18 protein-coding genes are annotated in these 24,053 nt (G+C 54.7%); all 18 read right to left on the reverse strand.

Going from position 1 to position 24,053, the window contains the following annotated elements; all coding sequences use genetic code 11:
* Positions 1–4: 4 nt before the first annotated feature.
* The 18 genes from HMPREF1121_RS00965 to frr all read right to left on the reverse strand — a co-directional run bounded on the left by HMPREF1121_RS00965 (position 5) and on the right by frr (position 24,029).
* On the reverse strand, positions 5–676 hold the full coding sequence (locus HMPREF1121_RS00965; RefSeq protein WP_044114271.1) for a MarR family winged helix-turn-helix transcriptional regulator: 672 nt from the start codon (positions 674–676) through the stop codon (positions 5–7).
* Positions 666–1,580, reverse strand: coding sequence for a DUF5106 domain-containing protein (locus tag HMPREF1121_RS00970; RefSeq protein WP_044114272.1), 915 nt, complete (start codon positions 1,578–1,580; stop codon positions 666–668). The genes HMPREF1121_RS00965 and HMPREF1121_RS00970 overlap by 11 nt, the downstream gene beginning before the upstream one ends.
* Positions 1,573–2,562, reverse strand: a complete 990-nt coding sequence (locus tag HMPREF1121_RS00975) for a glycosyltransferase (protein WP_044114273.1) — start codon at positions 2,560–2,562, stop codon at positions 1,573–1,575. The genes HMPREF1121_RS00970 and HMPREF1121_RS00975 overlap by 8 nt, the downstream gene beginning before the upstream one ends.
* 6 nt (positions 2,563–2,568) lie before the next feature.
* Positions 2,569–4,044, reverse strand: coding sequence for a cysteine--tRNA ligase (gene cysS, locus HMPREF1121_RS00980; protein ID WP_044114274.1), 1,476 nt, complete (start codon positions 4,042–4,044; stop codon positions 2,569–2,571).
* Positions 4,045–4,343: 299 nt separating this feature from the next.
* Positions 4,344–5,717 carry an MATE family efflux transporter gene (locus tag HMPREF1121_RS00985; protein ID WP_044114695.1) on the reverse strand — a complete coding sequence of 458 codons (1,374 nt, stop codon included), beginning with the start codon at positions 5,715–5,717 and terminating at the stop codon, positions 4,344–4,346.
* A 120-nt stretch (positions 5,718–5,837) separates the two neighbouring features.
* On the reverse strand, positions 5,838–8,573 hold the full coding sequence (locus tag HMPREF1121_RS00990; RefSeq protein ID WP_044114275.1) for a transglutaminase domain-containing protein: 2,736 nt from the start codon (positions 8,571–8,573) through the stop codon (positions 5,838–5,840).
* Positions 8,574–8,622: 49 nt separating this feature from the next.
* Positions 8,623–9,375: a copper homeostasis protein CutC gene (locus tag HMPREF1121_RS00995; RefSeq protein WP_044114276.1), complete on the reverse strand. Its 753-nt coding sequence runs from the start codon at positions 9,373–9,375 to the stop codon at positions 8,623–8,625.
* A gap of 7 nt (positions 9,376–9,382) precedes the next feature.
* On the reverse strand, positions 9,383–10,714 hold the full coding sequence (locus HMPREF1121_RS01000) for an alpha-L-fucosidase (RefSeq protein WP_044114277.1): 1,332 nt from the start codon (positions 10,712–10,714) through the stop codon (positions 9,383–9,385).
* Between the two features lie 927 nt (positions 10,715–11,641).
* Positions 11,642–13,915, reverse strand: a complete 2,274-nt coding sequence (locus HMPREF1121_RS01010; RefSeq protein WP_044114279.1) for a GH92 family glycosyl hydrolase — start codon at positions 13,913–13,915, stop codon at positions 11,642–11,644.
* Positions 13,916–13,997: 82 nt separating this feature from the next.
* Positions 13,998–15,545: an MltF family protein gene (locus HMPREF1121_RS01015; RefSeq protein WP_052353537.1), complete on the reverse strand. Its 1,548-nt coding sequence runs from the start codon at positions 15,543–15,545 to the stop codon at positions 13,998–14,000.
* Between the two features lie 24 nt (positions 15,546–15,569).
* Positions 15,570–17,009 (reverse strand): 23S rRNA (uracil(1939)-C(5))-methyltransferase RlmD, encoded by a 1,440-nt coding sequence (rlmD, locus tag HMPREF1121_RS01020; RefSeq protein ID WP_044114280.1) that lies wholly within the window; start codon positions 17,007–17,009, stop codon positions 15,570–15,572.
* Positions 17,010–17,112: 103 nt separating this feature from the next.
* Complete coding sequence (gene glmM, locus HMPREF1121_RS01025) at positions 17,113–18,507, reverse strand: phosphoglucosamine mutase (protein ID WP_044114281.1); 1,395 nt, start codon at positions 18,505–18,507, stop codon at positions 17,113–17,115.
* Positions 18,508–18,525: 18 nt separating this feature from the next.
* Positions 18,526–19,158, reverse strand: a complete 633-nt coding sequence (locus HMPREF1121_RS01030) for a DUF4827 family protein (protein ID WP_044114282.1) — start codon at positions 19,156–19,158, stop codon at positions 18,526–18,528.
* 37 nt (positions 19,159–19,195) lie between these two features.
* Positions 19,196–20,236 carry a DHH family phosphoesterase gene (locus tag HMPREF1121_RS01035; protein ID WP_044114283.1) on the reverse strand — a complete coding sequence of 347 codons (1,041 nt, stop codon included), beginning with the start codon at positions 20,234–20,236 and terminating at the stop codon, positions 19,196–19,198.
* 98 nt (positions 20,237–20,334) lie between these two features.
* Positions 20,335–21,267, reverse strand: a complete 933-nt coding sequence (locus tag HMPREF1121_RS01040) for a M48 family metallopeptidase (protein WP_044114697.1) — start codon at positions 21,265–21,267, stop codon at positions 20,335–20,337.
* Between the two features lie 48 nt (positions 21,268–21,315).
* Complete coding sequence (locus HMPREF1121_RS01045; RefSeq protein ID WP_052353538.1) at positions 21,316–22,473, reverse strand: CapA family protein; 1,158 nt, start codon at positions 22,471–22,473, stop codon at positions 21,316–21,318.
* Between the two features lie 2 nt (positions 22,474–22,475).
* Positions 22,476–23,429, reverse strand: a complete 954-nt coding sequence (gene rsgA, locus HMPREF1121_RS01050; protein ID WP_044114284.1) for a ribosome small subunit-dependent GTPase A — start codon at positions 23,427–23,429, stop codon at positions 22,476–22,478.
* Positions 23,430–23,465: 36 nt separating this feature from the next.
* Positions 23,466–24,029 carry a ribosome recycling factor gene (gene frr, locus HMPREF1121_RS01055; RefSeq protein ID WP_044114285.1) on the reverse strand — a complete coding sequence of 188 codons (564 nt, stop codon included), beginning with the start codon at positions 24,027–24,029 and terminating at the stop codon, positions 23,466–23,468.
* Between the last annotated feature and the right edge of the window lie 24 nt (positions 24,030–24,053).

A 24,053-nucleotide genomic window follows, 5' to 3' on the forward strand; every position in this document is an offset into this window, starting at 1 on the left:
GATACTAATGGGATGGGGCACCAGCACGTAGTGTGCTTAGAAGCTCAGCAAGATCACTGTCGCTCTTGGCGGGTGGCAGTGTTGATAGAGCTCCGCAGAGATAATGGAGGAGGAAGTCCAGGGTAGCCTGTTGTTGCTCCTGTAAAGGTGCTGAGAGAAGTAGGGCAGCCGTATGAAGCTGGGGGAATACCTTTATCAATTCAGCTCGACCTTGCGGGGTGATGGTGACGAGGACACTGCGTCGGTCTCGCTCATCAGTGCGCTCTTCAGCCAGGCCCTTAGCTACTAAGCGACGGATGATCTCAGCACCCGAGGTCTTCTCCATTGCGTTGAGTGTATTCAGCTCGGTCTTGGTCTGGGGCTTGCCACTCATGAGGCTTGCCAAATAGGAGTATTCCTCTTCGCTCTGCAGGAGGTCGGAGGCCATGAGCGCACGCTTGATGTAGCCCTTAGAGTAGCGATGGAGAAGGCTTAGGTGGCGGGCGATGGATACCTCACGCTGCTGTCCCATGTTCGCTGGGCGCATCGTAGACGTGGGGCTTGCTTCCGAACCCTCTTGCATGCTCTGCACGAAGATGAGGAAGCTCTTCATGCTGAGCTCCTCATCGTTGGGGAAAGACTGCTCGAAAAGCTCGATGTAGTCCAGCAGTTCCGTTAGTAGTCGCTTACTCTTCATCACGGGCATGGAGGTAAGTCGCAATCTTAGGGATAGAGGTGTTGCGCAGAAGAACGGTCTTCTTCGCATCTAAGAGGTAAAGAGCACTACCGTGGCTTAGGTCATAGCGTCGCTGAGCTGTGATGAGCTTTGCGGAATCATAGCCCAGTGTTGCCCCAGACCAAAGGCTTCTGAGTGCTGAGTCTGGGCGTGTAGCTCCCGTATAGACGACCAACGGGCGTAGGTTCCTCTCCAGCACGAGGCGATAAAGAGCCTTGTGCCCATGGAGTGCTTCTGCCCACTGCTGATTTCTCTTATCTGAGTCGACGGAGAGGACGAGTAGGGTATAGGGGGCACTGAGGTGGGATAGACGTCGGCTCACCGTGCCCGTAGTGTCGCTCGTGTGGTAGAGGAAGTCTTGGGCACTGCGACCTATTGCATTGTGCTGAAGGCGCACTCGCTGAAGGTATGCATCTACCTTTCGTGCCGAGTCTACCTTCATGGAAGACTCTTCCCACGCTAAGACGAGGCTATAGACCCCTTCATTGTAGTGAGGACTCTCGGGATTATATAGCTGCGAGCGGTAGGTGGAGAGGGCTGTTTGTAGAGCTTCGCCAGAGAGGTAGTTCAGAGAGCGGAAGATACTACGGCGAGCAGTCCCGAGGGGTGCTCCGTGTAGGAGACCACAGAAGTCTTCTATTTGGCGTGTAATAAGCGCTTGCGAGGTGTCAGGCTGTGCCTCCATCTTGTCCCAGTAGTGGTCGATGAGGTAGCCGAGACGCTCACGTGGGGAGGTGAGGTGATCGGGTAGGTAGACTTCGCCGAGGGATGAGGTCACTACCTTTGGACGACAAGCGCCCAAGGTAAAAGGTAGGAATAGTACGATCCCATAGGTGCGAATGTAGCTACCCCAGCCCTTACTCATAGAAGTTATCCTTGAAGGCAATGAACTCCTTACTGCGAAGGATATATTTCCCCCACCAAGCACGAAGGAAGCCTGAGCCATAGCCCCAAAGCTGGATGAAGCATGCGGGTACAGCGAGGAGGGCAACTTCCACCGATCGTCCTGCTCGATGATAAGCATCAATAAAGAAGATGACGGCAAGAGCCAATAGCCCCAGTCGCCCAACGCAAAGGAAGAGCGCGATGACGGAGGCAATGGTGAAGAGGGCGGGTAGAAGGTGCACTAATCGTGTGCTCCCAGGATGGCGCGTCTCCAGGTGGATACGTGCGATACCTGAGTTATGGACCTGCTTGAAGAACTTGCAGAAGTCCACTCTGCGCTTGTGGTACACGAAGGCTTCTTGGATGAGTGCCGTGCTATGCCCTCCCTCGATGAGGCGAAGGCTGAAGTCAATATCCTCGCCGAAGCGCATCGCTTCATTGAATCCTCCAAGCTGTAAGTAGACGGAGCGGCGACAACCGAGGTTGAAGCTACGTGGCTTGAACTTCTCCATACCGTCAGCGCTTCCACCACGGATTCCCCCAGTCGTTAGGGGAGAGGTCATCGCATAGTTGATAGCCTTCTGTACCGTGGTAAAGTCGTCCGATGCAGCATCAGGCCCGCCGAAGGCATCCACGGGATGTTTCTCCAGGTAGTCATCTACTGCAGTGAGATAGCCTGGGGGGAGGACGACATCCGAGTCGAGGATAATAAGGTACTCGCCCGTGGCCTCACAAGCTCCGAGGTTACGGGCTCGTGAGGGACCTCCATTGGGTACAGCGATATAGCGTAGAGCTGGGAAGCTCCCACGATAGCTCTCGACGATGGCTTCCGAACTCACGGAGCTGCCGTCCTCGATAATGACTATCTCGAAGTCGAAGAGCTCCTGATGGGTCAGGCTCTCCAGTAGCTCCCGCACCTCATCGGGGCGGTTATATACGGGGATGACGAAGCTATATCGCATAAGGGCTTAGAGGGACCACTCGGTACCTTCCTTGGTGTCCTTAATAGTGAATCCGAGGGCAGCCAGCTCATCACGTATGCGGTCAGAGGTAGCCCAATCCTTCTTGCTCTTGGCCTCAGCTCGGATAGAGAGGAGAAGATTTACTGCGCCCGAGAAGGCTTCGCTCGCGCCTCCTTCGCCTAAGCGCTCGTCACGGAGCCCCAGCAGGTCGAAGAGGAAGAGGCGATATACTCGACGTAGCTCATCAAGATCCTCCGCTGTGATCGTGGCTTGCTTATGATGAATGGAGTTGATAGCACGTGCAGCCTCAAAGAGCTCAGCGATGGCAATCGGTGTATTGAGGTCATCATTGAGAGCCGCATGGCAGCGCTCTGAGAGACCTTGGATTCCTTCGATAGATGTGGTGCTTCCAGCCTGTAGCCCGTCGAGTAAAGCAGCAGCGTCGAGCAGACGAGCCAAGCCCTTCTCTGCAGCCTTCAGAGCTTCGTTGCTGAAGTCTACCGTACCGCGGTAGTGAGCGCTGAGGATGAAGAAGCGGATCGTCATCGGCGAATAGGCTTGCTCCAGCTGGTCGTGTTCGCCAGTGAAGAACTGATCAAGTGTGATGAAGTTCCCAAGGGACTTCCCCATCTTCTGTCCATTGATGGTGATCATGTTGTTGTGCATCCAGTAGCGCACCATGGGTTCACCATCTTGAGAGGCCTTGGCCTGAGCGATCTCGCACTCGTGATGAGGGAAGATCAGGTCCATGCCACCACCGTGGATGTCAAACTGTTCGCCGAGATACTTTCGTCCCATGGCAGTGCACTCTGCATGCCAGCCTGGGAAGCCTTCGCCCCAGGGGCTGGGCCAGCGCATGATATGCTCGGGCTGCGCCTTCTTCCAGAGGGCAAAGTCCAGAGGACCACGCTTCTCATCCTGTCCATCAAGCGTGCGCGTATTGCTCAGCATGTCTTCGATGCGGCGTCCACTCAGCTCTCCATAGTTAAAGCTCTTGTCATACTTCTCTACATCGAAGTAGACCGATCCATTGCTCTCATAGGCAAAGCCTGCGTCAAGGATCTGCTGCGTCAAGGCAATCTGCTCAATGATGTGCCCTGAGGCCATAGGCTCAATGCTTGGAGGGAGTACCCCAAGGCGCTCCATCGCATGATGGTAGCGGATCAGGTAGTACTGCACCACTTCCATAGGCTCGAGTTGCTCAAGGCGAGCCTTCTTAGCGATCTTGTCCTCTCCCTCATCTGCGTCGTGCTCGAGATGCCCTACGTCAGTGATGTTGCGTACATAGCGCACCTTGTAGCCTAAGTGGCTCAGGTAGCGGAAGAGAATATCGAAGGTAATCGCAGGGCGGGCATGCCCGAGGTGGGCATCTCCATAGACTGTAGGCCCACAGACGTAGAGCCCCACGTGAGGAGCCTGTGCTGGGACGAAGGCTTCTTTGCGACGGTGGAGCGTGTTATAGATAGATAGCGGATGCTGCATCTCGTATATGATTATTTACCACAAAGATAATAGTTCTTGCTGGCTTCCCCGCCCTTTGATCGCCTTTATATAGGGCTTCTACGCCCGAATGAAGGTAGACTTTGTTCGGCTGCTTGGTCTTTCTCTACAGAGGGGGAGGGACAAGTGCCTCGGCTGGATAGTGGTATGAACCTATACTGGTCGACGGGTGAACCTATATAGGTCAGCCTCACGACCTATATAGGTTGTCTTCACGACCAATATAGGTCCACCCGTCGACCAATATAGGTTGCTATCAGCCTCCTCTATGAGTATGGAGCTCACCGCAGTGTAGAGATACGGTCAAAGCGTCTCTTGATAAGGAAGCCCAAGAGTAGAAGGCTTACGGGGAAGGCAGACCAAACTGCTGTGAGCTGGATACCTCCACCTTCAAGTCCAAGACCAAAGCCGAAAAGTAGGCAGAGAGCTGGTGCTACGATGAGGTGTACCCCACAGGCATAGAGGGCCATGTGCTTCACGTCCTCCATCCCGCGGAGCGCATTGCTATAGATGACCTGAAGGGCGTCTGCTGGTTGGTAAAGTGCCATAGGAAGTATGGCCAGTGCTGTCATCGCGATGATACTTGGGTCATCACTGAAGATATAGCCGAGGTAATTTCGCCCGAGGATAAGTCCTATGAGAACGAGTAGTGCCACAGCTTCTGCCAAGATGAGGGCTACTCCTACGGTATGTCGCACCTGTTTATGATCCCCCTTGCTGTGGGCACTGCTCACGAGGATAGTCGCTGCAGCCCCAATGCCATAGTAGACCAAGAAGCCCAGTGCAGTGAGTGTACATAGGATCTGATGGACAGCCAATGGATGCTCTCCCAGTGGGGTAACGATAATAATGGCAAAGGTCCAAGCTGCTGTCTCGACCCCCGTCTGTATGCTGATAGGTGTCCCCAGACGGAAGAGGCGGACGAAATAGGCAGGGAAGATGCTGCGCTCAAGGGTGGCTTGGCTGATGACTTTGAATGAGCGGCTATAACGCAGTACGAGTGTGAGCGCCACGAGCATATAGATGCGTGAGAGGAGCGTGGAGAGTCCAGCACCATAAAGCCCAAGCTCAGGGCATCCCCACTTACCGAAGATCAAGAGATAGTTCCCAACGACATTGAGTAGGTTGGAGCTAAGGATAATCCACATGGGTACCTGTGTACGTCCCATGCCATCGAAGAACTGCTTCAGCGCAGCTGATGCCATATACACGCCGAAGGAGATCATCTGCAGGATGAAGTACGGCCGGATGAGTGGCAGTAGGTCGGAGGGTACACGGAAGAGTTTCAGGAAGGTATATACCCCGACAAGTAGCAGGGTAAGAGCGATGGTAATGGATAGATTCAGTAGGGTACTATGGCGAAGAAGTCTTCCGAGTCGAAGCTGATCACCTCGGGTATGTGCCTTTGCCACCAAAGGGGTAAGCCCATAGCTGAAACCCAGTCCAAGGACAAAGAAGAGGGCGAAGATATTGTTGACGAAAGAGGCGGCTGCCAGAGCATCAGTGCTATACTTGCCGACCATGATGGTGTCAGCGAAATTCACCGAGATAATGCCCAATTGCCCAAGGATGATGGGCGTGCCGATATGGAGGAGTTGGCGTAGCGTGTGAGACTGCTCACGTAGGTAGCTACGAAGTCGTTTGATAGGAGTCATCTGCATCTTTTGTGGGGCAAAGATACGATACTCTCTCGTCTTGCTCTCTGCATAGACGGACAAGAGGCCCCCTCCCAGAGCAGGGAGGGGGCCTCTTGACGATGCTTTATAAGCGCTTGTTTATGGAGCGGTACAGGTCTGCGTGGGGGCCGTGCACTGCTCCTTCTCGAGGGCGGTGATGACCTGACGGATCTGGCGACCCAGACCGATGGTATAGCCCTGCGAAACGAAGACCACACGGTTGAAGGTGTCTGCGATGACGAAGACGGGGAGGTTGCCTGCGCGGAGCTTCATATTCGTGACGAGCTCAGAGAGGATCGTGCCCTTGTCGTCGAGACCGAAGACCGTACCCTTAGGAAGACCTGCGAAGTCCTCGGGGCGGTAGCGGCTCTGGCTCGTCTTGTCCTTGAAGAGGAGTACAAGGTTACGGCCCCAGTGTTCGAAGACTTCACGCTCTGCGATGATGTCCTTCAGCGCATGGTTCGTTGGCTCTTCGCCTGCCCCGAGGATACCGAGGATATAGTAGCCACGGCCTGTCGTCGTGAGGATGGACTGCTCCTTGCCTGCGGGAGCTGCGAACTGCTCGGTCTTCGTCAGATCCTTAGCTTCTCCATAGTAGGTATAGAGGTTCTCAGCATTGAAGCTACCGAGGACTGCTACAGCCGTGGTGTCACGACGCATGAGGAGCTCCTCATCGGTCGTCTGACCAGCCTTGATATCAAAGGTGCGCATGTTCACCAGGATGCTGCCGCTCGCTAGACGTGAGCCCGTGACAAGCAGGTAATGCCCTGCATCCATCGGAGCGCCGTCCTTGAAGGTCTTAGCCCACGAGGTCCCTTGCTCCAGCCCGTTGTCTCCTTCGTCATAGGCAAGTAGGCGAGTCTGCCCCTTGTCATCGAACTTGGAGATAGTGAACTGGTAGTAGTACTTCGGATTGTCGATGATACCATTGTCCTTATAGCTCAGGCGAAGTGTACCCTGCTTAGCAGCTGTCTGGGGAAGTCTCTTGTCGAGGATGACATCGTGCCAGCCATCCTTCTCATAGACCTGTACCTTGCCCGTCACCCCGTCGATCTGTGCAGGCCAGCCCATAGCGCGTGCCAGCGAGACGAAGAAGATGTTACGAGAGTGGGTATCAGCTTTCTGACTCTTCCACACCCCGATAGGCTCAATGGGATAGGTCAGCGGGTTGTAGCTATTATCTATCTGGATGGTAGCGACGCACCACTGGCGTAGAGCTTCGAGGGAAGAGCGGAACTTGCTCTGCAGCTCTTGTGGAACTGCTTCGGCGAAGTACTTCTTATAGGCTACTAAGGGCTCGTTGGCTACACGAGGATTGTAGATGTAGCTCATAGCAAGCTCCTTGTTCGCGGCGAACTGGGGGAGGGGCTTCGTGTTATCCAGATGGTCACGCAGCACTTCGAGAGGAATGTCACGGCGGTCCTTAGCGGAGATCACTCGGAGGAGTGCCTTCGCCTGCTCTTGGTCCTTAGAGCCCTCGACGAATTCGTGCAAGGTCTTCCAGTTGCCACGAGCATCGAGACCCTCGAGCTGCTTCCCGACGAAGGAGGCTACATACTGGCCACGGATAGAGTCTTCGACAGCCATACGGCGATTGTTCTCAGCGTGCTGGGCATCGGTGACGTTGGGGTACTTCGCATCCTCACGTGGAGGCGTGATGAGGAGGTCTTCGTTGATGCGGTCTCCTGGGCGGTACTTCAGCTGGAGGCGTACCTGCTTGTCAGTGCCGAAGGTGACCTTCTGCATGCCGAAGCGGTAGCTTGTCCCCTCGGGCTTGCTCGCATAGACAAGCATATCCCCTTGTCCTGCAGTGAGTGAGACGCGACCAGCGGCATCACTGACCTTGGTAGCTACGGTGTAGAACTCCCCGTAGTTGTACACTCGGAAGGAGACGGGTACACCAGCGAGGGGGTGACCCGTAGCATCGGTGACTTGTACACTGACCTTGCCTACGTGAGCATAGTTGTCGATGACATTGATCTCGGTGTAGGTAGGAGTATTCCCGATAACTTCCTCTGGTCCGTCATAGCGACCAAAGGCCTTCGTGTGAACGAGCATGGCACGGGAAACGGGAGCGTTGAACCATGCGAGATTGAGTACAGGCTCGGGTTCGCAGGCTCCGAGGAAGAGCCACTTGCCATCGACCCAAGCTTCTACCCAAGCATGGTTGTCATCGGTGTGCGCCCAGCGAGGGGTATAGACCTGACGTGCGGGGATACCGACTGCACGCAGAGCTGCTACCAAGAGCGTGGACTCTTCGCCACAGCGCCCATAGGCCGATCGGATAGTAGCCAGAGGAGAGGAGGTGCGGGAGTCACTTGGTGTATAGACGACGTGCTCGTGGCACCAGTGGTTGACCTCGAGTACCGCATCATGCAGGGAGAGTCCCTTGACGCGATCCTTCAGGGCATCAAAGAATACCATGCGTGAGGCATCAAGTGCCTCATTATTGACACGGATCGGGAGGACAAAGTGCTTCCACTCACGCTCAGGGATGGACTTCCCCCAAGGGAGTTCCTTGCGAGCGCGTAGTGAGGCGCGGACATTCTCGAGGTAGAAGTCTCCATCTCTATCGATGAGGTCATTCGTAGGCATGTACGCGTAGAGGAAGGTCATAGCGTCACGCTCCTCGGGAGTCATCTGCTGCTTGAAGATTCGGAAGAAGTCACCCTTGGGGAAGGCCTTCTGCTTGGCAAGGAAATCTTGCTGGAGCTTAGAGGCTGCGGGGCGGCTGGTCTGTACCTTGCGGGTCGGCTTCTGAGGGAGAGCACTGAGCTCTGTGATCCCACCGAGGAGACCGAGGGCAAGGGAAAGGGTGATGATTCGTGAATTCATGCGGATGTGTATAGTATCTGTATGTCGTGCGGATGAGTATCGAGTAGGATTACTCGAGTGCTTGTAGTGCCTCTACAGCCTGACGTATCTTCTTCGGGTCAGTGAAGAGGTAGGCATATTCGTCGATGGTCACAGTGCCACCCATCGAGACGCCCTCATGGCGGTAGCGCATCGGGCTGGGCTCGGCGGTTCGGCCTGAGAAGTGGAACTCTCGAGCCCCTGTCTTACGAGCAAGGTCTGCTACATTCTCTGGGGTGACACCAGCTCCAGGCATGATGATGATGCGATCTGCAGCCTGCTTGACGAGTGCTGCGATGGCGTCTGCTCCCTCGGGTGCTGAGGCGGCACCTCCTGAGGTCAGTACGCGATCGCACCCAGCCTCGATGATATCCTCCAGCGCCTGAGCACGATCTTGGCAGACGTCGATGGCACGATGGAAGGTCACGGGTAGTCCTTCCGCGGCCTCTACAAAGCGACGAAGGAGGGGCTTGTCTACAGCTCCGTCAGCTGTGAGACAGCCGACGACGATGCCGTCAGCGCCTAGCTCGCGAGCCATACGAATGTCGGCAAGCATGGCCTCTACCTCAATAGGAGTATAGAGGAAGTCACCGCTGCGTGGGCGGATGATGACGTTGAGCTTGATACTGATAGCTCGGCGTGCGGTGAGGATCTCACCATAGGAGGGGGTCGTACCCCCCTCGGGGAGACCAGCGCAGAGCTCGACTCGATAGGCTCCGCCCAGCTCAGCTCGGCGGGCGCTCTCGGCACTCCCTGCGCAGTTCTCTATCCGATAGGTACTCATTATGGTCTTAGTGGAGGGTGACCTCTACGATATAGTCAATAGCATTGGCTTCTGATGGAGCCTTGTCGAAGGAGAGCGTCAGCCCGAGCTTCGTCTGCTGGAAGGGGATGGGGCGACGGGTATCGTAGGCTACCACGCTCTTCACCTTCTCGGTCAAGGGCAGTGAGAGCATACGGCTCTTCCAGTCGAGGATATGCAGGTAGACGGTCTTACCCTTCTGGGTCGATACCCCCCATTCCTGGGGAGGAATGATGCCTTCGCGCACACCGTCCTTGACGGTCTTGCCGTAGGTCTTCATCCACTTACCGATCTTCTCGAGGCGGTCGATAGCCGTAGCAGGCAGAGCACCCGTAGCTTCGGGGCCGATGTTGAGAAGGAGGTTTGCATTGCGACCTGCGGTCTGGACGAGCAGACGGATAAGGGTCGTGTCAGACTTGTAGGTCTGGTCGATGATCTTGTAGCCCCACATACCATTCATCGTCTGGCAGGTCTCGATGGGGAGCTTACTGATAGCCTGACCAGAGAGCCCAGCGGTGTTGGCACCGGGGACGTCACGCTCAAACATCTGGAAGTCTTCGCCTGGGTGTACTTCACCGTGGTGGTTATTCCCGATAAGGCAGGCGGGGTTGATCTTGTGGATCCCAGCGTACATCTTATCGAAGTTCCACTGGAAGCCTGGGTTGATATCCTGGTCCCATTCACCGTCGAACCAAATAGCTTCGGCATTGTAGTTGCGGACGAGCTCGGCGAGCTGGGCATTCATGAAGGCATCATACGTCTTCCACTGCCCGTGCTTAGTACGACCCGTACCCTGGCCTGTACGCCCGATGGGGTAGTAGTCATCGCGGTGCCAGTCGAGGAGTGAGTAATAGATGTGGAAGCCCAGACCCTGCTTGCGGCACTCGTCACGGAGCTCGGCGAGGATGTCTCGCTTGAAGGGCGTTGACTTGATGATATTGTAGTCGCTCTGCTTGGTATCCCACATGGAGAAGCCTTCGTGGTGACGGGACGTGATCGTCAGATAGCCTGCACCAGAGGCCTTGATAGCAGCGACCCACTTAGCGGCATCGAACTGTGCGGGGTAGAAGGCTCCTGCGACCTTGGAGTACTCATCACGATTGAGGTTGGCATTGGTCATATACCACTCGCCCTGGCCGAAGATGCTATAGAGCCCCCAGTGGAGGAAGATCCCGAAGCCACGATCACGGAATTTCTCGCGCGCAGCGAGATTCTCCTTCGTGGGCTTATAGTTCTTTTGCGCATGGGAGATAAGGGGTGAGGATACGGCTAAGCCAAGGGCCAAAGCGGCCACACGTGTAGTAGTTAATAGGCTCTTCATTCTGATGTTTTAGTTCGTCATATATGTGTATTGTCTACAGACGTACCAAAGATACTCAATTCAGCGCATACTGCCGAGGAAAAGCGCCTGAATTCAAGGGCTTCTTTCAAGGTTGATAAAATAGCCCTTTGAATAGGATCGGTAATGGGATCGTATGGGATCAGTAGGATCTACTGATATGGGCAAGAAAATTGACCTGTGTTGGTCGCAGTAAGTGCCTCATAGAGCTATTTCTAAGGTGAGACCATTGCGCAAGGCCATCTCTTCACAGCTTGCACTCTCCTCCATTGAACTTCTCAGCCTAAAGCCTCCGATTTCCGAGAGAAGAAGGTACGAGTAATGAAGAGGTGGCCTTGCGCAATGCTCTCTTAATAGGTATATGGGTGCGTGGGTAGAGCTATATAGGATGGCGAAGAAAGCTATATAGCTTTGGACTGATTCCTATATAGCTTTGCTTGGATTCCTATATAGCTTTCGGTGCGAAGCTATATAGCTTTGAGAAGTGACCTCTATTAGTTTCTTGCTCCGCGTAGGGATAAAAGTTGCGGACGACTGGCAGAAATGTTTGGGCTACGTACGTGGCTCTAATATCTACGTACGTGGATATTTGGATTTACGTACTTGGTCTTTAAGACTACGCGCATAGACAGAGGAAAATCACTACGTGAAGGCGCTTTTTTCTTCACGAGAACGAAGCTTTTCCCTCCGCTGGATAAGAGGAATACTCGCGATAAGGCGAAGGACTTGTGTATCTCTTCGGAGAGCTATATCAGGGAGCTGGGCGTGCGATACCTTACCACTTTAAATAGCGGGCAGGACTCGCGGCAACAGGCTCATGGTGCTATATATGATCGGCCCCTACAGCAGGTTATTTGATGGACTAACCTGCTGTAGGGGCGCTAATTTAAGTGGATGGTGTGGAGGAGACTACTTCTTCGCTCGCGAGAAAGAGTAGGGGCGAGCGGAGGCGTGTGTACCCCATGAGGAGGCCTTAGCTCCGAGGGTGAAGGTCATCGAGCCTCCACGTCGTAGCGTCTCATAGTCGATATAGGTCTTCTCCCAAGGCTTGCCATTGAGCTGTGCCGACTGGATGTAGGGGGCGCTGGGATCGGAGGCACGGATGACGAAGCTCTTCCCCTCGGGCATGGATAGGCGGACCTCTCGGAAGTAAGGCGTACCGATAGCATACTGCCCGAGTGCTGGTGTCACGGGATAGAAGCCCAGAGCAGAGAAGACATACCATGCCGAGGTCTGCCCATTGTCCTCGTCTCCGCAGTAGCCATCGGGACGGTCGGAGTAGAGTCGGCGCATGACTTCGCGCACCCAGTACTGCGTCTTGGCGGGCTCCCCAACGTAGTCATAGAGGTAGATCATGTGCTGTATGGGCTGATTGCCGTGAGCGTAGTTGCCCATATCCATGATCTGCATCTCACGGATCTCGTGGATGACGAAGCCATAATAGCTGTCGTCGAAGATGGGAGGGAGGGTGAAGATGCTGTCAAGCTTGCGCGTGAAAGCCTGATCCCCGCCCATGAGATCGATGAGCCCCTGCACGTCATGGAAGACGGACCAGCTGTAGTGGAGTGAATTGCCTTCAGTGAAGGCATCTCCCCATTTGAAGACGGAGAAGGGGGACTGGAAGGAGCCATCTTGTCGGCGCCCGCGCATCCAGCCGATGCTGGGATCATAGAGCTTGCGGTAGTTCATCGCTCGCTCAGCATAGAGCTGCCGCTGGTCAGCTGAGGCTCCTGCTTTTTGTAGGACCTGGAGAATGCACCAGTCATCATAGGCATACTCGAGGCTTCGGGCAGCATGCTCGTTGATCCCTACATCGGAGGGGATATAGCCGAGCTTGTTGTAGTACTTATACCCGAGGCGTCCAGTGGAGCGGATATTTGGATGCTCGTTGTTGGCGCCGTGGAGTAGCGCCGTGGACAGCTCCTTCGGATCAATACGTCCCAGCCCCTTGACGAAGGCGTCTGCTATGACCGAAGCAGAGTTATTCCCCACCATACAGTCACGATGTCCGGGGCTCGCCCATTCGGGAAAGAAGCCACTCTCGCGGTAGGCATTCATCATCCCCTCTGCCATCTTCGCTCCCTCCTCGGGGTAGACAAGGTGGATCAGCGGCATGAGGGCTCGGAAGGTATCCCAGTAGCCTGTGTCGGTATAGAGGTAGCCAGGGAGTATCTGCCCATTGTATGGGCTGTAGTGGACGACCTCACCCTTGCCATTAATCTCATAGAAGCGTCGGGGGAAGAGGAGTGAGCGATAGAGGCAGCTGTAGAAGGTGCTCATCCGATCAGGGCTATCGGTGACAGCTATACGGCTCAGCTGCTTCTCCCACTCAGCTTTGCCTTCCGCGCGGACTTGTTGATAGCTACGAGGGGCTACTTCTCTGAGATTGAGCTCGGCTTGCTCACGGCTGATGAACGAGGAGGCAACATAGAAGGTCGTTGGAGAGCTCACCTTCTCGCCTGCAAGATTCACAGCAACGAGGGCGTGTCGTCCGCCCTTACCTTTGCGCTCCTCACGCACGAGACGCTGGATAGGCTCGGTGAAGCGTACGATGAAGTAGTTCGCGAATCCCTTAGGTACTCCGCCACTATTCTTGCGGCTGATGCCAACTATGGTATAGCGGTCCAGCTGCTGAATCTCGGAGCCTGAGTCAAAGGCATCCACCACGATCCAGCGCTCCTCGGGTCGGGCCATACGGGAGAACTCGACCTCAAAGACTGCGGCACGCTCACTTGGAGCCATGCGGATGCGTGTGTCGTAGTCAGCCAGATAGACCTCATAGGAATAGGGGCGAGCCTCCTCCGCCTTATGGCTGAACCATGAGGCGCGCTTCTCTTCGTCAAAGACAGGAGCTTTCCCCGTCATCGGTAGTAGGGAGAACTGCCCGTAGTCGTTGATCCATGGACTGGGCTGGTGCGTCTGCTTGAGCCCGCGTAGCTTGGTAGCCTGGTAGCTGTACTGCCAGCCATCTCCCATCTTCCCTGTTTGGGGCGTCCAGCTATTCATCCCCCAAGGGCGGGAGATGACGGGGTAGGTGTTGCCCGAGCTAAGATCGAAGGTGCTTTGAGTACCGACGAGGGGATTGACCAGGTTGACATAGCTCGTGGGGCTGGTATTGCTCGCCTGGAGGGAGAGGCAACTGCCGAGGAGCAGGCTAAGTGAAAGGAGTCGGAGTGATTTCATAGAGAATAGTGGGATAAAAGAGAAGGGGGCGGGAAGACCAGTGCTTCCCGCCCCCTCAGATGTTGTAGAGGATGACGGAGGATTACTTTGTTCGGCTGAGGTAGCCGTGGTAGCGGGAGATGACCTCGTCAACGTAGCGTGCGACGCCCTTACCTCGGAGATAGCCTGCTCGGCAGACGGGATCGTTGTAGTACTTCGCTTCGCTCTTTAATCGTAGAGCTGTCTCGATACCGCCCTCCCAGCGAGTAGAGGAGTAGCCGTACTTCTCCGCTAGTCGGATAGCATCCTGCAGGTGTGCAGGACCAGCGTTGTAGGCTGCGAGGGTGACCTTGATACGCTCCTCTGGGTCGGTGAGTTGCTTTTGGAAGAGTGCATCAATGGACTTTAGACAGTCCACTGCTACACGTACAGACACCGCTGGATCGAGGAGCTGCTTGACCGAAGCACCATAGATCTTACCCGTTCGGGGCATAATACCCATTAGTCCGCGAGCGCCTGACCAGCCAACGACCTCGGGGCGGAAGTTCGACTCCTGATAGGCGATGGAGGCCAATACCTGCCAGGGCCAGCCGATGCGTCGTGCTTCCTTCTCGAAGAGCTTATCAAAGCGTGAGATCCCGTAGCCACCACTGGGAGCCGGTTCGTGTGTAGCGGTTTCCTTGGGCTGCTTCTCTGTGGTAGAGGGAGGCGATGGGCGAGCTGGCTGAGTCCCATACGCAGGTATATCCTCCTTTTTCGGGGGATTGAGGAGGGGAGCTTCCTCTCCATCGTCAGACTTACTAAGCTCGAAGTAGCGCTTATAGATCTCATGGAAGCCTCGGTCTTCGGGGATATCCTTCGCCCACTTATCCAGGGCATCAGCGAGTCCAATAGCCTTGCGGGAGACGAACCAGCGAAGGCGCTGTGCAAAGCCAACCTCCAGCGAGATGTCCAGCTGAGGGTAGTAGGTCTTGCTGAGCTTAGCCAAGTCTGCATCAGCGATCGTATAGTTGATCTCTCGGCTGGCGACTTGAGCGATGAGGTCTTCCGTACTAATGGTATCGGCTGTAATCTCATGCATAAGGATCTTACCTCCAAGCTGCTCCTCAAGGCGCTTGATACGCTCCTCAGCGCGTGAGCCAGCTATGACAGTCAGCTCCTTACCGAGGAGGGCTGCTACATCTTGGATGTAAGGGATGCTATCTCCGGCTTTGGCCCTACGCTGAACAAGTACTAGTCCCGTCATCGTTTCAGGCCCAGCAAAGCGTAGGCGCTCCTTCGCAGAGTGAGTCATAGCCTGAGGGGTGATACAGAGATCGACACGCCCTTGCTCAACCATTGCTTCAGCCTCCTCCATGCTGTGAGTGACATAGAGCTTCAGCGGGAGCTTGCGACTTTGAGCAAAGAGGCGCACCAGTTCGTACTGGTAACCCATCGGTTCATCGCGGTAGATGAAGAAGGTCGTAGCACCTGAGAGCGTGACGACTCGGAGTGTATCGGGGAGGCGTAGCTGCTCTGCTTGGAGCTCCCTTGCTGTCGCTTGCCTAGTCCTATGCCTCAGGAAGACAGCCGTAGCTATGGCAATAGCGATGCCGACAAGTAGGAAGAGCACTGTCGGGCGACGCAGTGATGCAAGGATCTTCTGGAGCATAGTTTGGGGAATTAGGGGAGAGGGCTAGCGTCGTACAAGCTGTACGACGTTCTCGATATGATGCGTGTGCGGGAACATATCCACTGCACGGGACTTCGTCACACTGTACTGGTCTGTAGCGGTGAGTAGCTGAAGGTCACGAGCCTGCGTGGCGGGATTGCAGCTGACGTACACGATGCGACGGGGAGCTGCACGCAAGATCGTAGCGACGACATCTTCATGCATGCCAGCACGTGGGGGGTCGGTGATGATGACGTCAGGCTCACCATGCTCGCTGATGAAGTCTGTGGTGAGGATATCCTTCATGTCGCCTGCGTAGAAGAGCGTGTTGTCAATGGCATTGACCTCGCTATTGACACGTGCATCTTCAATTGCCTCGGGTACATATTCGATACCTACGACAGAGGCACACTGTCTGGCGACGAAGTTGGCTATCGTCCCCGTCCCCGTATAGAGGTCATAGACGCGCTCCGAGCCAGTGAGCTCCGCGAATTCACGAGCTACTTTATAAAGCTCGTAGGCCTGTCGACTATTGGTTTGGTAGAAGGACTTGGGCCCGATACGGAAGCGGAGCCCCTCCATCTCCTCCTCAATGTACTCGCGTCCGTAGAAGCAATGGATCTCTTGGTCGCCAATGGTGTCATTGCACTTACCATTGATGACATAGAGCAGGGCTGTGATCTGGGGAAAGCGCTCTTGCAAAGCTGTGAGAAGCGCCGTGCGTGCTGCTTCATTCTCTCGGTAGAAGACGACCACAACCATGATCTCTCCCGTAGAGGTCGTACGGAGCATAAGGGTACGCATCAGTCCCTCCTGCTTGCGGAGGTCAAAGTAAGGATACTCCTCGGGACGAGCGGAGCAGTAGTCTCGGACGAAGAGACGGATTTCATCCATAACTTCGGCTCCGAGGTAGCAGGTGTCGATGTTGAGGACCTTGTCAAACATCCCTGGGAGATGGTAGCCGAGGCCGGAGAGCTCATAGGGCTCTGGTGGTGTGGAGCGTGCGTTGAGTACGTCAAGCTCCTCTGGGAAGAGCCAGCGCTTGTGGCTGAAGGTGAACTCGAGCTTATTGCGATAGCGCTCAGTTTCTACCGAGCCTAAGATGGGGAGATATTCGCCTACCTCAATCTTGCCGATTCGCTGGAGGGCGTCGCGGACGACCTGATCCTTGCTCTGTAGCTGGAGGGAGTAGGGGAGGTGCTGCCACTTGCACCCCCCGCAGATGGTGAAGTGTGAGCAGATGGGCTGGGTACGCTCAGGGGAGGGAGTGACGATACGTGCAATCTTCCCTTCCATAAAGCTGCTCTTCTTTTTTGTGATCTGGATATCGCAGACATCGCCAGGAGCAGCGAAGGGAACAAAGAGTACCTTGCCGTCTATATGGGTGAGTGCCTTGCCTTCCCCAGCAAGACCAGTGATCGTGATGCCTTCTAAAAGAGGGAGGTCTTTCTTCTTACGTGCCAATTGTCGTGTAAACCGTGAGTGATATGATAAGTACAAACACCAAGCCTCACGATACGGGGAGTCACAATGGAGCGTCCCTGCATAGTGAGGCTTGGTGTATTGCTTAGTTGAGGTAAGAGAGGAGGACGGCCTTGAATTCGTCTGCGAGACGCTGGGCCTCCTCAGCTGTAGGAGCTTCGGTGTAGATGCGGATGATGGGTTCAGTATTGCTTCGGCGCACATGTACCCACTCTGTCGGGAGGTCAATCTTCACCCCGTCAATGAGGTTGATATCTCCCTTGTCGCTGTATTCCTTTGCTAAGCGCTCCAAGAGAGCACCTGCATCTACGTCCGAGGGGAGGTCTACTCGCTGCTTGCTCATCGCATAGTTGGGGTAGGTGGCTCGGAGTTCGCTGACCTTCTTGCCGCTCTTTGCAAGGAGGGTGAGGAAGAGAGCGATACCTACGAGAGCGTCGCGTCCATAGTGGAGCTCGGGGTAAATCACACCACCGTTCCCTTCTCCACCAATGAGTGCACCCGTCTCCTTCATCTTTGTGACTACGTTGACTTCGCCTACTGCTGCAGCCGTGTAGCTGCCGCCATGACGCTCTGTGACGTCACGCAGAGCACGGGTTGAGCTGAGGTTGGAGACAGTGTTCCCTCCTCCATTTAGCTGGAGTAGGTAGTCAGATACTGCGACCAGCGTATATTCCTCGCCGAAGAAAGTGCCACGCTCATCAATGATGGCTAAGCGGTCTACGTCGGGATCTACTACGAAGCCTACATCGACCTTGCTGGAGCCGATAGCCGAACAGATATCCGTTAGGTGCTCAGGGAGTGGCTCGGGATTATGAGCAAAGTGTCCCGTAGGATCAGCATTGAGGGCAGTGACGTGCTTGATACCAAGAGCTTCGAAGAGTGCTGGTAGAGCAATGCCACCTACAGAGTTGACGCTGTCGAAGGCGACGTGGAAGTCTGCCTGTCGTATAGCCTCGACGTCAACTGATGGGAGCGCGAGGACTGCTTGGATATGTTCATCCAAATAGCTCTCCTCGCTCAGAATACCTCCGATGTTGTCGACATCAGCGAAGTCAAAGCCTTCGCTCTCTGCGATACGTAGGATTTCTTTCCCTTCGGCATCGCTTAGGAATTCGCCACGGCTATTAAGTAGCTTGAGGGCATTCCACTGCTTGGGGTTGTGGCTTGCCGTGAGGATGATCCCTCCGTCAGCCTGCTTCCCTGTGACTGCCATCTCGGTTGTGGGCGTTGTGGCGAGCCCGATGTCGATGACATCACATCCCATTCCGAGGAGCGTCCCCGTGACGATGCGGTTGACCATGATGCCAGAGATGCGGGCATCTCTCCCCACGATAATCAGGGGGCGAGCCTTCTTGGTTTGCTGGCGGATGAAGGAGGCATAGGCAGCTGTGAACTGCGCCGTGCTAACAGGGTTGAGGCCATCGGTGACGTGTCCACCGATAGTCCCTCGTATACCCGAGATGGACTTGATGAGTGCCATAAGGTGGGGAGAAGAAGGTTATTGCTGGGGCTTCGTATAGAAGGTATAGACCGCCTTCTCTACGAAGAGGCTGTTACCAGCGGTATAGTTCTGTGAGGGACCGAGATCGAAGGGGATGATGAGCTGTACGATAGCTCCATCACCGAGCAGCGACATAGGGAAAGCAACCCCTTCGCAGATAAGGTCTTCATAGACCCCACTTTCGTTGAGAGAACTGTAGTGGATCTTCCCTTCGCTGGTCTCCCATGAGGCATATCGGAAGAAGAGAGGACGGACATTGGTCTCTGTGAGGTTGTCGAAGATTGCTCCCTTGGACTGAGATACATTGAAGAAGTAGCCCTTCAGCTGTACCGAGACCGTTGTCTTATTTGCTTCAGGGCGGGTCGTCCCCTTGTCAAGCACGCGTATATATAGTCCATTGGATAGACGATAGAATACATCGGGGTCAATGGTCGAGGGTAGTGTCTCGCTATTGAGCTCCTTCACTGTGAATGATGATTCCTTGATCAGTCGGTCAATCGCTTGGCGCTGCTCTCGCTTGAGTTGGGAGAGAGGCTTAATGGAGCGATTCTTCTTGCAACTTCCCAGTGCCAACACGGGGATGAGAAGCAGTAGGAGCAGGGCGATGCGATGGGTGATAAGTCTATTCATTATTTCTGTCTATGCTTGCTGGACGGTGGTGATGAGCTTAGATGGCTTCTTGAGCTCTCAGTTTCCTTAGTTCACAAAGGTAGATATTTTTAGCCTCTTGGATAGAGCCTTGGTGCTCAGCTCCTGCGGCATTGAGGTGTCCTCCTCCTCCAAAGCCTGTGCTGGCAAGTTGGTTGACGGGAAAGGTACCCGTGGATCGGAAGGAGAGCTTGACTTGAGTCTTATCCTCTCGGATGAAGCAACAGCAGTCAATACCCTCGATAGTCAAGGGGATATTTACCAGCCCCTCCGTATCACCCTTTGTTGCCCCGAAGCGCTGAAGTTCCTCTTGAGTAAGGATGATACAGGCCGCACGGAGTTCGGGATAGAGCTCGAGCTTCTGATCGAGGACGTAGCCCTGGAGACGAACTTGTATCTCGGGATTGTGATAGGTGAGACGATCGATGATATGTAGGTAGTCTGCTCCACGAGCCAAGAGGTCAGAAGTCGTGACGAAGAGCTCTGGTGAGAGGTGGCTATACATGAAGCGTCCCGTATCGGTGATGATCCCAGTAAGCAGGAGGGTTGCAGCCTCAGGTGTGATATACTGCTCCCATCCGAGGGATAGGATAAGGGCATGAATCAGCTCACAAGTTGCAGAGGCCTCGGGATAGCTGAAGTTCAGAGTAAAAGTGGGATCAGGGTCGAGGTGGTGGTCAATGAGGATATGGGGAGTCTTAGACTGCTCTACGGCCTCAATGAGCGGTGCATAGCGCAGGCGGCTTGGCTGGTTGTGATCGAGGTGAAAGAGGAGGTCAGCTTCATGGATTGCTCTAAGGCTCTCTTCTTCAGCGTCAGGATAGATCAGAAGCTCATCAAGGTAGGGAAGCCAGCTGAGGTAGCTCTCAATACGGTCTGGGCTGAGTACACGGATGGTAGCCTCTGGATGTACTGTCTGAAGGACCTTTGCCCAAGCTAAGGTACTGCCCAAAGCATCACCATCGGGAGCTGTGTGGGGGAGGATGATGATATTGCGATGGCTGAGTATGAGTTGGCGCAGCTGCTCTACGCGCTCTACAGACCACTGGTATTTACCCATATTACTGTGTACGAGGATTGTGGTAGCCCCATGCTATGAGTGTTCTTTGCTCATAGCATGGGGCTCTTCTATGAAATGTTGATAGGAAGTCCTTTCTACTATCTGTTGTTGAGGTAGTTTGCTACGTCATTAGCACGTACGCTACGCGCGTTGCTCTGACGACGAGACTGGCTGGATGATCCCGAGTTGCTACTTGCTGGTGCGCTACCCTGGCCCTTGTAATATTGGAGAGCAGTGGGTAGGTAGGCTTCGATTGCCTTGATACGGTTGGCATCACTGGGGTGAGTGCTTAGGAGTTCACTCTGCTGACCGCCACCCTTTGACTGGGCCATCTTCTGCCAGAAGTTCACTGCGTAGCGGGGATCATAGCCTGCAATAGCCATAAGTACAAGCCCCATCTTGTCAGCTTCATATTCCTGCTTACGACCGAAGGGAAGGAGTACGCCGACCTGAGCACCGAGACCATAGGCTTGGTTCAGGATCCCACTCAGCATCCCCGAGCGTGAGCCTACAGTGGCTCCGAGGAGCTGTCCGCCAGCTTGCATGAGCATCTGGTTGCTGATACGTTCGTTGGCGTGCTTAGCCAGTGCATGGCTCAGCTCGTGACCCATAACGGCTGCGAGCTCATCGTCAGAATGGGCACCATTACCGACGAGGTTCAGAAGTCCTGTATAGACGACGATCTTTCCACCTGGCATACAGAAGGCATTGACCTGCTTGCTGTCGACTACATTGAATTCCCAGCTCAGAGTCGAGAGCATAGATTCGTAGCCATTCTGCTTGAGATAGATGTTGGTAGCAGCAGCCAGACGACGGCCCACCTGAGTGACCTTATTGTTGTACGTGCTATTATGGCTGAGCTGAGACTTGTTGATGAACTGGCGATACTGTGTCGCACTGGCGGCGAGGATCTCACCATCGGAGACGAGATTGAGTTGGCGACGGTCCGTGATGGGTACCGTACCGCAGCTGTTGAAGATAAGGAGGCCGATACCGAAGAGGGTAGTCAGAGCCATGCTAAGCTTCTTCATATTCATAAGAGTTGGTGTCGTAATTAAGTGACACAATATATAATGGAGCTATTTGACGAGGGGGATCATCTTATAGTAGCGCTGGAAGGCCCTTAGGTCGCTGGCTTCTTTTGAGACTATGCCTTCGGGGATAGAGTCTAAGTCTACGGGACGAAGACGATAGATCGCCTGTCCGTTGGGTGAGCGCTTCTCGACGAAAACATACTGGTAGTGTGGCTTGGTCGTCCAAGCTGCATTCTTGCTTTGTCGGGTCAGCGTCAAGGAGAGGAGCATCCCACCGCGAGTAGCTGGTGGAGTGATTTGGTTGCTAATGAAGTTCCCCATCGAGTAGATAACGAAGGTCTCTCCACGCTGCGTATCTTGTCCCTGGAGGCGCGTGCTCTCTTGCACGACGTGAGGGTGGCTACCGATGACGGCATCTACGCCTTGGTCTGCGAGCCATTGCGCGAGCTCTCGCTGGGCTCGGTTCGGGGACTTCTCGTACTCGTTACCCCAGTGGATCTGTACGATCTTGTACTCTGCCCCGAGGCTATCTGCACGGCGTAGGTCTGCCGCGATGTGCTCTTTGCTTATCGTGTCTATGACAGTTGGGTGGGGAATTGGAAGCCCATTGGTGCCATAGGTGTAGGCAAGTATAGCAATCTTGATCCCACGTACAGATTGTATGAGGGGAGTGCGTGCTGGGCGCTCACTGAGGTTGCGATAGCTCCCTGTAGTGGCTATCCCAAGGCTGTCGAGTACATCGATGGTATGGGTGATACCATAGCCTCGGCGATCACAGCTGTGATTGTTGGATGTCGTGAGGACGTCAAAGCCTGCTTCGCGGAGGGCTACAGCGAGAGCTTCGGGGGAGGAGAACATAGGATAACCGCTGTAAGGCTTACCCCCAAAGGTCGTCTCCAGATTGCCTATCGCCAGGTCTGCTCGCTCAATGGCGGGGCGTACAAGACCAAAGCTTTGAGCGAAATCATAGCTCCCATCCGCTTGGGCTGCTGCACGTATCTGCGGCCCATGAGTCATGATGTCTCCAGCAAAGATAAGCTCGAGCGTATCGCCACGTAGGGTCGTACTATCGATGTGTGTAGACGTAGCCTGGCTCTGTGTGCTACTCTGCCCATGGCAGGATAGCGTGAGCAGGCAGGCTGAGAGCGCTGTAGTAGATGCGAGTGAGCGACGTAGCCCCCTCAAGAAATGAAGGTGGAGCATATTTACTTGTATTCGGGGCGGTACTTCCCACTCTCCTTGTCCTCGAGGATGCCGAGATAGCTGATGTAGCGGGAAGAAGCTATACGCCCAGCCTCGACGGCTTCGTGTACGGCGCATCCAGGCTCATGGGTGTGTGTACAGTTGCCAAACCGGCAAGCAGTACTCTCCTCGAAGAGTTCCGGGAAGTAATGGGACACCTCGGCATCTTCCATCTCGAGCATACCGAAGCCCTTGATGCCTGGAGTGTCAATGAGATATCCTCCCTCGGAGTAGGGGAGTGGGACCATCTGTGAGAAGGTCGTGGTGTGCATCCCCTTGAAGTGAGCTAATGAGATCGATCCTGTACGTAGCTCTACGCCTGGGATCAGCTGATTGATGAGGGTACTTTTCCCCACACCAGAGTGTCCACTAAAGAGGGTGATCTTTCCCTTGAGGTGGTCAATAAGGGCTTCGACACCTTCTCCCGTCGTCGCTGAGACTCGGTGACAGGGATAGCCAATCCCTTCGTAGAGGGCGATGAGCTCCTCCATATAGTCGATAGCCTCTGGAGTATAGAGGTCTATCTTGTTGAAGATAAGTTCCGTGGGGACTCGGTAGGCCTCTGCTGTGGCGAGGAAGCGATCGATGAAGGTCGTACTGGTCTCAGGTGCTGCGATAGTGCAGACGAGGAAGGACGCATCGATGTTTGCTGCCAGGATGTGGGACTCCTTGGAGAGGTTTGCAGCCCGACGGATGATGTAGTTCTTGCGGGGGAGGATATCCTTGATGTAGAGGGTCTCTTCCTCCGCTTGGTCTGAGGTCTGCTCTACGACGACGTGGTCTCCGACGACGATGGGATTGGTCGAGCGGAAGCCTCGTAGACGAAGGTTGCCCTTGGCAAGACACGGGCGCTCTACACCATCCTCCGTGAGGACGATGTAGTGGCTACCTGTGTTCTTAATGACTAAGCCTGTCAATGCTTTGATAACGTGGATGGCGGTCTCGCGCGGAGCTTAGACCGTCATGATCTCCTTCTCCTTAGCTGCGAAGAGCTCGTCAATCTTCTTGATGAAGCGGTCGTGGAGCTTTTGTACTTCGCCTTCAGCGTCCTTAGCTACGTCCTCAGGAGTGTTGTCTGCCTTGATACTCTTCTTGATAGCTTCGTTGGTGTCACGGCGAGCATTGCGTACGCTTACCTTGGCATTTTCTGCGTCAGCCTTAACCTGCTTGACGAGTTCGCGACGGCGGTCTTCGGTGAGCGGGGGGATGCCGAGGCGGATCAGCTCACCATTGTTCTCTGGGGTGATGCCGAGAGGGGAGTTGATGATAGCACGCTCGATGTCACGGATGATACCCTTTTCCCAAGGAGTGATGACAATGCTCTTAGCATCGGGTACGGTTACGGTGCCCACCTGAGTCAGAGGGACGGGGCTACCATAGTACTCGACCATGATGCCGTCGAGGATCTTGACGTTGGCCTTACCGGCACGTACACGAGCGAGCGCCTCTTCGAGGTGCTCCACAGTCTTCTCCATCTGGCTGGCGGCTTGTGCTATCAGCCCTTTCAGTTCGCTCATAGAGTTTATTTAGTCGTTGTTGAT

Source organism: Porphyromonas sp. KLE 1280 (genome assembly GCF_000700805.1).
Taxonomy (GTDB): Bacteria; Bacteroidota; Bacteroidia; order Bacteroidales; family Porphyromonadaceae; genus Porphyromonas; species Porphyromonas pasteri.